Raw genomic sequence first — 13,221 nt, 5'->3', positions numbered from 1 at the left:
TCCTGGGGCGCGTTCTGCCACATCCAGGTTTTGGTCTTGCACCGCGAAGCGTTGCCGTTCGGCTAGCCGGTCGGTTGGCCGCTTTGGGCCTACCACCGGATCCAAAGGCCACCCCTTGTTGCTCCCCCGCTTCGCCCGCGCCCCCGCAGGGGCGCGGGCGAAGCGGGGGAGCACTGGAGAGAACCAACCTGTTCCCGGTGGTAGCTCCCTGTAGCCGAGCAACCACCGGCTATCCGAACGGCAGCCCTCCGGGATGCTCAATCCAAATGCCTGATTCCCAAAAGAAAACGGGAAGCTGATTTTTTACAGTCCCTTAGTGCCTGGTGCTTCTTCGAAAGTATTGATTTCTAACCACTAACCACTAACCACTAACCACTTTTTTCATTCCGCATTCTATTTTCTTTTTTCAGTCAGTATTTGAACCACGGCTTTGCGGTTGCGCTCTTGAGCCAGGTGCAAGGCGGTTTTACCGTCAAATTGAATCTCTGGATTGGCCCCAGCCGCAATCAATTCCCTGACCACTCCGGCATATCCTCGTGAAGCCGCAATGTGGAGGGCGGTTCGTCCATCGGGATCTTTCTGGTTGACATCCACACCATGGTCAATAAACAGCCGGGCCATCAGGGGGTCTCCACGATCAATTGAAAGCAAGAAGGGGGTCCAGCCATCATTATCCACAATGTCGAGCCGGGCCCCTGAATCCATGAGCAACCGGGCAACATACAGGTTTCCCCGGTCAATGCTGATCATTAAGGCCGTTCGCCCATCGGTGTTGGCCAGGTTGGGGTTGGCTTTATACTTGAGCAGTAATTCCACCAGATCAATATTGGAGCGATTCGCCGCCTCCATCAGGGCCGTCCCTCCAAAATTATGTTGGGCATTGACATTGGCCCCGCGGTTGAGGAATTCCTGGACCAGTTCATCATTTTCATCCTGGACAACCTGCATCAGCGGCGTCCAACCGTATTTGTTGCCTAAATTGACTTCCACACCCGCATCAAGCAGCAAAGTAACTGTCGGTTTATCATTTTTATCAATGGCTTCAAGCAATGGGGTCGTTTCATACTCATGGTTGACCTGGGGTTTGACCCGGGCATTCGGATTGGCACCAACCACCATCAGGGCTTCGACCAAAATGCCCATATCACTCCCAGCCGCGTAAATGATGAGCCGATCACGAACCACCATCCAGGAAAATATCAAAACAACCAGACCCAAGGTGGCTAAAAACACTGGCTTCCGAAAGGTAGAAATCCGTTGGGTTTCAGCTAGCGCCGCTTCTTCAGTATCCATCAGGGTTTCAATTGGTTCAGCCCCGATTTGGCGGAGTTTGGTGTATAAAATGGCGGCGGCGGTAGCCAAAAATGGCTCAATCAGGCTAATCACCACCCACGGACAGAAGGCAAAGACCACTGGCACCACCACGGATGACGCCAGCCAGGCACCGCGTGCGACAACAATCTCAATCGAGACATCGCCGACTAATGAAATGAGAATTCCCAGCATGGCAAAAGAAATGGGTGCCAGCAGTATGGCAAAAATGCCTAACACCAGGTACCGCACCTGAATGGCGACCATCGCGGGTCGGAACCGATTGACCAGCACGGTGGAGCGATCAAGTGCGGCGCCAACTGAGAGCCCTTCGGAACTGACAATCGGGGCAAACAGGGCGGTGCAGGTGATCATCCGGATGCCGCATTGAATTCCAATCAAGAGTCCTTTGACAATCGTTCCGGCACACACAAAGGAGGTCAATACCAGCTTTGGCAACAGAGTAAAGAAATTACTCACGGTCTGTGCGATTGAAACCCGATAGTCTGGAATACATTGTAACGAATTGACGGCTGGTTGAAATACCGCAAGATTGACCACTCCGGCAAAAAAGACCAGTGCTGCGGTGATGATCCACGACCAGGAATAGAAAAATTGAAGTCTTTCCAGCGGCCTGGGAAAAACCGTCTGGCTCACCACCAGCCAGGCAAAAAACAAAATGGCATTCAACACGGCATACGGCGCGTGAACCATCAACGAAATTGAGACAAATGAAAAAAAGTGGGTGCGATACACCGAGCCTGCCTGTTCAAAAATCGGGTCCTCTCCCTCGGCATTTGCCCGCAACGCCGTGGCGAAGGCTTCGGCACTCGGGGGACGTTGGGCCGGGTTCTTTTGCAGCGTTGAGAGAACCACATCAGCCACAGCCGCACTCAACTCCGGATTTTTTTCACAGGGATGTGGTGGCTCATCGTCAATATGTTGCTTCATTAAATAGGAAAAATTCCCGGTAAATGGAGGTTCGCCGGTGAGCATTCGATACACAATGACACCGAGGCTATAGAGGTCAGAGCGATGATCAATGGCGATTCCTCGACATTGTTCCGGTGACATATACATCGGCGTCCCCAGTACGGTCCCAGCAAAAGTAACAAGTTCGGTTTCTTTTTGAATCACAACTGATTGTGGCACCGCCGGCAAGGGCGTTGAACCAACATGCCGGGAAGGTGTATCAACTGAGCCGATTTCGATGGCATCAGATTCGGGAAATTTGAGGGTGGTCGGCTCTTGAATGGGCGCTTCCGTTGAGAGGTTGAGTGTTTGTTCAGTCACCGACTGGTGAGGAGTAAAGATTTTGCTGGAAAGATCAACCGTATTTCCGGAAGCTGAAGGCGCCTGGGATAGCCCCGGACCTGCCTGGTTGCGGATTTGCCCGGTTCCGGGGAGGGCCGGGCCTTTATTCTGACCCGAAACCCGCACCAAAGTCGGTTCGGCGGGCGCCGAGGTCTCTGGAGAAGCAAATTGCCCGGTCTGCTGTACTTCGCTTTGAAGCGGATTGTCCGCTCCACGCATCAGGGTTTCATTTGGTGCCAAACTGCCTCGATACTGGGTCATTTCCATCAAGTACGGGGTCGCCGTTTCAACCTGGCCAACCAGCACTTCCGTTTGTTGGCTCATTTTTTCAATCATTTCCCTGGCCAGGGCTTTATCTGCCAGGGAAATGGTTTCCAGCGTATGCGGATCAGGTTCGGATGAACTCGCCGATTCTCGTTCATTGAGCTTGGCAATCCCAAAATCAAGCACCTTGACCAGAAAGCCACCTCGACCATTATCCTGAAGAAAGATATTTTCAGGTTTTAAATCGCGATGGACAATCCCTTGTTGATGGGCAACTTGAATGGCCAAACATACCTGCTCCACGATTTCAACCGTGGTTTTGACCGGAAGCTTTGGATGATCGGCCATTAATTCGGCCAGGGTCTGTCCGTTGAGGTATTCCATGACCAGATAGGCCACCTGTTCCTCGCCAATCGCCGCAAAGCCAAAATCGGTCACATTGACCACGTGTGGATGGATCAACTGCCCGGAGGCGCGAGCTTCGCGTTTGAATCGTTCGATGAATTCAACCTCATTCATAAACCTGGGCATGATGATTTTGAGTGCGACGGGTCGGCGTGTCCCGATATGAGTGGCCTGAAACACAGCGCCCATGCCTCCCTGTCCCAAAATCTTTTGAATGAGATACTTTTTGTCCAATACTTTGCCAATGATGTCGAGTGCCACGGCCATAAGAGATCCTGAACTGGAAATGAGAGTGTGGAGTAGGGGGGGAAGTGATGGAGGAAGTGGATTGATCAAAATTCCAGCCCCCGGTGAACTATTCCCGGTTGCCTACGGTCAGGCAGTGTAGTTCCGATGTTTGAAAAAGAGAAGAAGACAAACAGGGTACGGCCTCTGCCGCACCCTGTTTTGGTGGATCAGAAATGAATGTGTCAGGTCGGGGTTAGTTTTCCAGTTTGGCCGCAAGCGTAATTTCCGCGTTAAACAGCTTTGAAACCGGGCAGTTGGCCTTCGCCTGGGCGGCAAGCTCTTGATAGGTTTCATCGTCAATTCCAGGGACGGAACCGACTAAATCCAAATGAACTTTGGTGATGGTAAACCCGCCTTCCTGTCGTTCCATCGTCAGCGTGGCATTGGTTGACAGCGTTCCGGGTGTAAACCCTTTCATGGTCAACATCAGGGAAAAGGCCATGGTGAAGCACCCGGCGTGGGCAGCGGCGAGCAATTCTTCGGGGTTGGTGCCGGATCCATCTTCAAACCGGCTGGTGAATGAATATGGGGTATCGTTGAGTGTTCCGCTTGGGGTGGAGACCGTGCCGCCCCCTTCTTTAACCGTACCTGACCAGCGAGCTGAACCTTTCCGAATCATGTGAAAAACTCCTGTTGAAGGGAATGAACATTAAAATTTTTGGGGAAAATTGTCCAAAAGGATGGCACACCTTAGTGGGAATGCCGTTGTCAGGTCAACTTAACTTTGGAGCTTGCAGATCGAGTATTTGCGGCAGGAACTGTCGAGAAGCTACGTTCACATTCATTTGAAGAAAGTCATTGCAATTCATTCAACTCTGTTGCGGTGTCAGATTCAGATTGAACCGACCTGCCGCCGCTATAGTTACCAAAAATATAATCAAATCTGACAGACCTTCGTCCCGAGACCAAGAATCGGGACTGAAGGTCGTGCCTGACTGACCGAACTATACAGTTGGTGTTCGCACGTGGCTTCCCGTCTCGAAGTGCTTGAACCGGCTCTTCCAAACGGGGTGACCCGTACCGGATTGACTACCCAATCCGCCATCCCGTGGCCTTGTGCTTCCGGTTCTGGTCCGAAGGCATCCGGGACTGCTTTTTTAATGAGGTTGAGTGCGGCATTGACATCGGCGTTGAGGAGCAACCCCCGACCGGTCCGAAACAACCCGCGATGAATTCGTTTTCCAGCGTACTTGACTTGTTGTTCAACCGCTTCGCCATCCAGGAAAGAACATTTCGACGTGTAACTTTCCTCAATCGTCACGACTTTGATCCCGACCGACCGGCATTTGTACGTGAGCATCTCGATCAGTCGGGCGTGTGGAATCGCCGTAAACTGTTGATTGACCACACTTCCAAGGGTGACGTTTTGTTTCCAGAGGTCGTTTTTGCCGATCACCACCGTGTCAATCCGATAGGTGAGGCACAGATTGACGATCATTCGCGAACTCTGGTGCAGGGCATTCTCTATTTGGCGATTGCGTTTGGCGGTCAGGATTTTGATTTGGTTTGAGGTTGATTGATCTGTGGGCAGTTGGGATTGGAGTCGGGCTTTGTGTTGATGGTAGCGTGCATTGAGACCCTTGACCGGGCGACCGTTAACCAGCACCGGTTTCACTTCCGGGCAGTTTGAAGCTATCGTGGCCAGATTCACATCCGGCAGTTCATAGACCACTTCCAGCACATACGAATTGAGTTTCGGCACCAGTCGCACTTGCTGAATGTGGGTTCGGGGAATCCGGGTTGGAAAGGATAGGTTAGTTTGGGATGGGTGGATCACACCCCGTTTCAAGACTTTGCGGCTGACAGCCTGAATGGTGTAGATCACCACACTTCGGTCTGTCGCTTTGGGTTTGTACTTCGGGATCTGTGGTTCAGCCAGAAATTTGTCAGGATCGCGGGCATATTCAGCGGCGGCGGCAAAATAACTGGTCCAGTCCTGACACACCTGTTTCAAAACTTGTTGACTGACCTTGGCCGGCAATCCCCGGTACGCATCGCTGGCTTTCAATCGGACATCGAGTTGTTCATATGAAAACACTGTCCCCACCTCAAAAAACCGTTGTCGCTGTTCGTACAGCGCCAGGTTGTAGAGGTTCTTTGACCGAAAACAGAGATCATCCGCTTCGGCAAAGAATGGGGAATCAGGTTTGATGTGATGTTTTTCAACTCGAATCATGAAGGCAGCTTAAATTACCTGGTATTAGATGGCAAGTCTTTTTTCATCCACCACAAAGGAATTGTTCCTGACATAAGTGGTTGTAGTTGGTTAAGGATGAGTATAAAAAATAAAATTGAATTCAATACCAGCTTATGGTCAATCATCAGTAGTCAGCAAATACTCCCAACCTCATTCACCACATGGATTTTTGGTATCCAGAGACCCTTAAACTGAGTCAGGTAAATAAGATACGCCTGAAGATAAATTCAAAAACCAATGCCAGCCAGCTTCCTGCCGAGGATGACCTGATGGTGATATTTGTGCCTTTTTCAATGATCCTTCAAAATTTGCAGAAGAAGGTTTCAGGGTAAGAATCCAGCGTGTAAAATGTAGTTGCACCCTGCTTTATTCTTTATCCCTTTCAGATCAGTCTATTTAACACCATTCAGGTTTCATTTGCCGCCGGTTCCCCGTTGCCGGTTGTTTTCGCTCATTGGCATGGCTAGGTTCTTGAGTGGAGTTAAAATGTTGCTCTTTTTGGCTTTTCCCTTGTTCAATCAATGATTTCCAATGGTTTGTATAGCCTGACGAGTTTCCTGAGAGGTCCGTTTTCGTGAGGTTTCGCCGATCTTCCCCGCTCAACCAAACTTCAACGCGTCTGTTTTCCGCACCAGGTTTACCTGGCTGGGGTGCTTTGATCCTGGTGTGCTTGTTGATCTCATTTGGTTGGCTGACAATTTCGCAAACGTCTAAAAGTGCCCGGCTGGCGCAATTTTCCCGAGATGCTGGATGGACCCAGAGACTGTTGAACAACCAGTTACTGGTCCATGAACATTTGCTGAATGGGGCCTCAGCGTTTGTGGGTTCAAGCACGTCGGTAACCCGTTTGGAATGGAAGAATTACACTGACGAACTGGAGTTGCTGGAACGATTTTCGGGGATTAGCGGACTGGGCTGGATCCAGATGGTTCCAGATCGTGAACTTGTCTCGTTTACTGAACAGACAAAAGCTGAGGGCGCTCCATTTTTCAAAGTTACGCCACCAACTTCCCAGGATCCGCATTATGTGTTGACCTATCTGGAGCCGATCAGCACCAATTTTTCACTGATTGGATTTGATCTGGCGAGTCATCCAACCTGCCGAAGTGCTGTCGAACAGGCTCGCGATACCGGGCAGTTTACCATTTCCCCTCAGGTGGAAATCCATCAATCACCAACCGCCGAAAGGAAAATTTTTCTGCTCTTGCCGGTTTATCGCCGTCAGTCGCTTCTGGTCACGGTAGAAGATCGTCGCCGGGCATTGGTGGGCTGGGTGTGTGCTCCCTTGAATATGAAGGAGTTCGGCCAGAGTATCGTTCCTGGGGTTCAAAACCCGGTTGAGTTTGCGATTTATGAGGAAAATGAAGGCGGTTCGGAATCGTTACTCTTTAGCACGCTTTCTGGCCCAGGACTCACCGAAAGCCATCGTTCCAAAGAGGTTATCCAAAATGTGATGTTGATTGCCGGAAGACGCTGGTTGGTTCGGGTTTGGCCAGCCGCCACGGTTCCAAGCGCCACTGAGAAAGTGTATCAGGGGGTTTTTATCTTTGGCGGGGTTGGGATTAGCCTGCTCTTATTCATTATTTTTTGGTTGCTGGCCACGTCCCGACAACAGGCAATTGAGTTGGCTGAGTCAATGACCAGCGAACTCCAAAAACTGTCTTCGCTGCAAAAAGCTATTCTGGATAGTGCCAATTACTCCATCATTTCAACCGATACCCAGGGAGTCATCCAAACCTTTAACTCGGCGGCTGAAAAGATGTTGCAATATTCGGCTGACGAGGTTGTCGGCAAGATGACGCCGGTCCTGATTCATGATCCAGACGAAATCGAGCAGCGGGCCAGGCAGTTATCCGCGGAGTTAGGCCGTCAGGTCCAACCTGGGTTTGGGGTATTAGTCGAAAAAGCAAAACAGGGAATTCCGGATGAAAACGAATGGACTTATATCCGCAAAGATGGCAGTCGCTTTCCTGCTTTGTTGTCGGCTACTGCGCTTCGTGATCAAGCCGGCAACATCACCGGCTATCTGGGGGTTGGCAGCGATATCACTGGACGACAGCAGGCAGTTGAAACCCTCAAACGCGAGCAGGGACAGTTTCAAGCCTTGATCGTCAATGCCCCGGTGGCAATTGCCATGTTTGACACCAACATGCGGTTTCTGGCTTTTAGTCGAAAATGGGTCATTGAAACCAGGTTTGATGAAACCACGCTGATGGGAAAATGTGTGTATGACGTGTTTCCCTCAATGCCCGAAGAGTGGAAAACATTTCATCAGCGAGCACTAGCTGGAGAATCACTGTCTGATCCCGAATATTTGTTTGTTGATCATCATGGGAAAAAAAGCTATTTGCGATGGGCGCTCGATCCCTGGTATCGCGCGGAGGGTGAAGTTGGCGGCGTGATTCTGGTTTTTGACCGGATTGACGAATTGATTGAAGCCAGAGAGGAGGCGTTTGCCGCCACCAGGGCCAAATCAAGTTTTCTGGCCAGTATGAGCCACGAAATTCGCACGCCGATGAATGGTGTTATTGGAATGACTGGTTTGCTGCTCGACACCGAACTGAACCCGGAGCAACGGGAATATACCGAAACCATTCGCAAATCGGGCGAAGCCTTGCTGACCATCATCAACGACATTCTCGATTTTTCAAAAATCGAATCTGGAAAACTCTCCCTTGAAATCATAGATTTTGATCTGGAGACCGCGATTGAGGATGTGTTGGATTTAGTTGCCGAAAATGCTTATGCCAAAGGGCTGGAATGCTCATATCTGATTGAATCTGATGTTCCAACTGCCCTGCGTGGTGATCCTGGCCGGCTGCGTCAGATTCTCATCAACTTGATCGGCAATGCAATCAAGTTCACTTCATCTGGAAGCGTGAAGGTGGTGGTCTCAAAGGTTGAAGACCCTCTGCCAACTGCACCGTCAAAGCTGACAACACGGCTTCGATTTGAGGTGATGGATACTGGAATTGGAATTTCCCCTGAAGTGCAGGCCAATTTGTTCCAGGTCTTTACTCAGGCCGAATCATCCACCTTTCGAAAATTCGGTGGCACCGGGCTGGGTCTGGCGATTTCCAAACAACTGGTTGAAATGATGGAGGGTTCAATTGGGCTCAAGAGTGAGCTGGGGAAAGGGAGCACCTTTTTCTTTACAGCCCAGTTTAGCGTGCAAACTGAATCAAGTGGCGGATATAGCAAGTTTGAATTAGCGGACTCGGGGCAAACTTATTTAAAAGCGACTTCTGTTCGTGACTACACAACAACTCCGGTCCTGTCTGAACAACGGTTGCGGGTGCTGGTTGCCGAAGACAGCGCTGTCAACCAGCGGGTCGCGGTCAAAATGCTGGAAAAACTCGGCTGTCGGGCTGACGTGGTGGCCAACGGACTGGAAGCCGTCAATGCGCTCAAACTCCTGCCGTATGATTTGGTGTTTATGGATTGCCAGATGCCCGAGATGGATGGATTTGAAGCCACCAGTGAAATTCGAAAGTGGGAACTGTCGGAATCAACGTTTCCGGATCCAATTCCAATCATCGCCATGACGGCCAATGCCATGCAGGGTGATCGGGAACAGTGTCTGGCCGCCGGGATGGATGATTATGTGGCAAAACCTGTTCGGTTTGAATCACTTGAAGCCGTGGTCCAAAGCTGGCGGGAGCGGATCAGGAAAGCGATGCCGGCGGCGCCACCGACCATCAAAGTCCAGTTGATTGACGGTGACCAACCATCACTCGACTACAAGGTACTGGCTGATCTGCGGGAACTCAGTGATGAAGGTGAAAACTTCCTCGATGAAGTAATTGAAACTTTTCAAATCAATGCTACTCCCCAAATTCAGACGTTGCGTGATTCCATCGCCAACCAAAATCACGATGATGCCGAACGAGCCGCGCATCGTCTCAAAGGGAGTTGTGGTATTGTTGGCGCCAAACGCCTCTCGGTCATTGCCGGTGAAATTGAGCGCAACGCCCGTGAAGGCCAGCTTGATCGGACACCTCGGAGTCTGGAACTGCTGCTGGATGAATATCAGCGGGTTTGTTCACTGCTTGAGGAAGAGAAATTGAAAAGTTGATTGCCAATCGCCAGTCCCCAAGTTTATTTTTTTCGATAAATGTACTCATCAACCGGAACCCATTCCCCGTTGGGTAGTTGTTCTTCGTTCAAGATTCGGTATTCTGTTTCGCTCCGTTTTTCCAGGATTTGGCGGAGTTGAACTGAAACACCCAGAATCTCAACGGGTGGCGCACAAAAAATCAACCGGTTGTCTTTCCAGCCATCAGCCATTGTCACCATGACGATACCTGACTTGTCGATAGCCAGGCTGATCCATTTTTTGGTGAATGGATCGTAGGACATAAATCCCTGGTCATCGGGACCGTTTGGGCCATAGGAATCCGCCAGGGACAGCCAGGTACCATCCATGAACGGCGTGACGGTCCCCTGACCTTGTTCGGTGCGTTCGGAAGTGGTTTGGGTGGCGAAAACGCGGGTTGTGATCTCCCAGGTTCCAATGAGCCATTTCAATTGATCCATTTCGGGGGCGGGTTTTCCTAGCTGCTTTTCAAGTTCTGGATTGGCTGATAGTTTGGCAGCAATTCGTTCATAAAAAGCAGCACCTGAGTGAGAGTTCTCAGTGGGTTTGGGTTGAGTTCTTCCACCAAGATACTTCGCCAAAAATTGTTCTGCAGCGGCAATGAATTTTAGTCGTGATTCGGGCCGCCAACCCCCGTGGCCTTCACCCGCAAAGAGTAGATACTCAACAGGTTTCCCATTCTTCCGCATTGCCTCAGCAATCAAATCGCTTTGCAATTGGGTTACCCGGACATCGTTGGTACCTTGCGCAATCAGCAAGGGCACCTTGATCTGGTCGGCTTTATAGAGTGGTGACCGGGATTTCAGAAACTCAGGTTCAGTGTCGATATTTCCCATTCGTTGATCATAGAAAGGTCGGAAGGACTGAGTGTAGGCTGGATCAAATTTGATCATTTCAATAAGTTCGGAAATTCCATATTGATCAATCCCACAGGCAAATTCATCGGGTGTAAAAGCCAGCGCCGCCAGAACAGCATACCCGCCATAGCTATATCCATAAATCCCAACCTTTTTGGGATTAGCCATCCCTTGACTAACCACCCAGTTTTTCCCATCAATCAGGTCAGTATTCATTTTGGCACCCCATTCGCGGTTGCCGGTGTTGAGATAGGCTTTGCCATACCCGGAAGAACCTCGATAGTTGACTTGCAAAACCGCATACCCGCGATTGGCCATCCATTGGACTGTGGGGTCAAAACCCCAGGAGTCGCGAATCCAGGGGCCACCGTGGACAAACACCATCATTGGCAGGTTTTTTGATGGAACCCCAGTGGGAAGTGTGAGATACCCATAAATTTTCATTCCATCGCGTGCCTGGAAAGAAATGGGCTGCATTTTGGCAAGCTGGTATTGCTCTAATGCTGGGCGATCTGTAAATAATAATTGTGCTTGTTTGGCAACCCGGTCATAAGTGTAATAAGTCGTTGGTCCATCACTCAAATCATAAGAAACGACCCAGATTCGGTTGTTCAAATCGCGATTGACAATCTCAAAATCACCGTCCCGGACGGTTTTGAGGGTTTCGAAATCAACTTTCAAAGATGGATCAAGCACTTTCCAATCCGCTCGTTCCCGCAAAATCAAAACGGCTTCAAGCGTATGTTTGCGTGGATGAAGCAAAATGCTGTCGCCTCTATTTCCAAACAACGGCACGTCAAATTGATTGTCTTCGACGACCACAGTTGATTTCCCGGTCATCAAGTCAACTTTCAGTAATCGAGCCGCATTGACCCCAACGCTTGAAGTAACCCACACCGCCTGGTTGTCAGGTGTAAACCCAACAACTCCGGTGACGAAAAGGTTGGTGTCCTCCGCAGCCCATTTTTGAAGCGTGCGCCAGGGTGCTTTTGGATGATTGCGCACCCGAATTTCGGTTCCACCATCCGGGAGTAGTGCTATTGCCGCACGAATCCGGAACCTTTGATCAACTTTCCATCCATACAACCCGTCAATATCACCTGGGTTTTGGGTATCCAGGGTGACTGCGCCGGTTTTGAGATTGATTCGATAGGCGTCATGGACGGCGGGATCACGAAGATTCATAGCAACCAGGATTTGATCGGGGAAATCCACGCTGGTTGCAATGAGTTCGGCGACGACACCTGGAAACGGTGTCAGGTCACGGATAACTTTGGTTTGCAAGTGAACTTGAAAGAGATGGGTTACCTCATTACCGTTTTGATCGGCAAAATAAATCAAATGCTCGCTATCTGGTTGCCAGAGAAAACGCCCATAACTTGGTGAGCGGCTGAGATCGGTCACGGTGTGGTCATCAGGTTGTCCGAGGGTTCGCACCCAGAGATTGTTCACCCCTTTTTCATTGGGCGCCAGGTAGGCCAGTTTTTTGCCATCTGGGGAAACGAGCGGGCTGGTTTTTTCAGGATTGCCAAAAAGAACTGTATGTGGAATTAGCTTTGGCAGTTGGGCAACTGCTGCAGGTGTGTTGGTTAAAAATATGCCGATTACAATAATCGGACAAATCAATAAACTGTAAGTTCTATTAACATGGGTGAAGATATGTTTGATTCCAAATTGAAAAACTGAAAGTTCGCATGAAGTCATTTATTTTCTCCGAGTTTCTCCAAAATGAGTTTTCCCTTCACCCCTGGGGTCGGGAAAATTCTGATCTCCCTTTCTTTCGTCAACCACATTTCCTAATATGCACTGGATCCTGCTTTCCATTTCAACCCCCGTCGTGCGTCAAGTTTGAACCCGGTCATCCCTCGGGTGCAAGGGTAACAGGTCAGAGGCTGATTTATGGTTGGTATGTGATTGTTAGAGACTGAATCGTGCGATACGTCTGGGGTCAGATTTCCGGATATTTAGACTGGTTTAGAGGTCAGGATACAAAGATTATCAGTGTGAATTATTCTCTGGAATGAGCGCGGTTACGGAGTGGTTTCCGGCAATGGTTTTCAAATGGACAATAAAAAATTGAAAATCAATTTTCGCTGATGGGTTTTGTTTGTTCAGCCCGTTGCTTTCGGGTAATTCCAAAGCGATGCTGCTACCGTTTTCAGGAATCCCTCTGCTATTATTTGCGCAATTGACATACCCAGATTCCCTTTACTTCTTATACTGCGAATTGGGTAGGTTCTACTTCTTTCACCTCCAACCCTTTGCCATTATTGACAGGAAGTTCTCAGTCAAAATCTTAAAATGAGTTTCTCCACATTCAGAGGGCTGCCGCAATTTTTCATTTCAATAAGGAGTTAGCTGTCCATGAAATTTACCGAAGAGCATCAGATGTTTCGGGAGTCACTCCGGCGTTTTATCGAAAAAGAAATCAATCCCTATGTGGAGGAGTGGGAACATGCGGAAATCTTTCCAGCCAAAGCTCTCATCGC

General features: G+C 49.7%; 6 protein-coding genes. 2 read left to right on the top strand and 4 right to left on the bottom strand.

The window, feature by feature from the left end; all coding sequences use genetic code 11:
* Positions 1 to 393: 393 nt before the first annotated feature.
* The 3 genes from HY774_28270 to tnpB all read right to left on the bottom strand — a co-directional run bounded on the left by HY774_28270 (position 394) and on the right by tnpB (position 5,758).
* Positions 394 to 3,561 (bottom strand): ankyrin repeat domain-containing protein, encoded by a 3,168-nt coding sequence (locus HY774_28270; protein ID MBI4752404.1) that lies wholly within the window; start codon positions 3,559 to 3,561, stop codon positions 394 to 396.
* 214 nt (positions 3,562 to 3,775) lie between these two features.
* Positions 3,776 to 4,201, bottom strand: a complete 426-nt coding sequence (locus HY774_28265; protein ID MBI4752403.1) for an OsmC family protein — start codon at positions 4,199 to 4,201, stop codon at positions 3,776 to 3,778.
* A 258-nt stretch (positions 4,202 to 4,459) separates the two neighbouring features.
* Positions 4,460 to 5,758, bottom strand: coding sequence for an IS200/IS605 family element transposase accessory protein TnpB (gene tnpB / locus HY774_28260; protein ID MBI4752402.1), 1,299 nt, complete (start codon positions 5,756 to 5,758; stop codon positions 4,460 to 4,462).
* Positions 5,759 to 6,353: 595 nt separating this feature from the next.
* Here tnpB and HY774_28255 point away from each other — a divergent pair.
* A complete protein-coding gene (locus HY774_28255; GenBank protein ID MBI4752401.1) occupies positions 6,354 to 9,854 on the top strand; it encodes a CHASE domain-containing protein in 3,501 nt (1,166 codons plus the stop codon).
* A gap of 23 nt (positions 9,855 to 9,877) precedes the next feature.
* Here the strand turns inward: HY774_28255 and HY774_28250 are convergent, their stop codons facing one another.
* Positions 9,878 to 12,436 (bottom strand): S9 family peptidase, encoded by a 2,559-nt coding sequence (locus HY774_28250; GenBank protein ID MBI4752400.1) that lies wholly within the window; start codon positions 12,434 to 12,436, stop codon positions 9,878 to 9,880.
* A 660-nt stretch (positions 12,437 to 13,096) separates the two neighbouring features.
* Here HY774_28250 and HY774_28245 point away from each other — a divergent pair.
* Positions 13,097 to 13,221, top strand: a 125-nt coding sequence (locus tag HY774_28245; GenBank protein MBI4752399.1) for an acyl-CoA dehydrogenase family protein, incomplete at its 3' end; no start/stop codon positions are given.

It is taken from the genome of Acidobacteriota bacterium (genome assembly GCA_016208495.1).
Classification (GTDB): domain Bacteria; phylum Acidobacteriota; class Blastocatellia; order Chloracidobacteriales; family Chloracidobacteriaceae; genus JACQXX01.
Note: the sequence above shows the minus strand (reverse complement) of the source record. Positions and strands in the feature narration are given on the sequence as shown.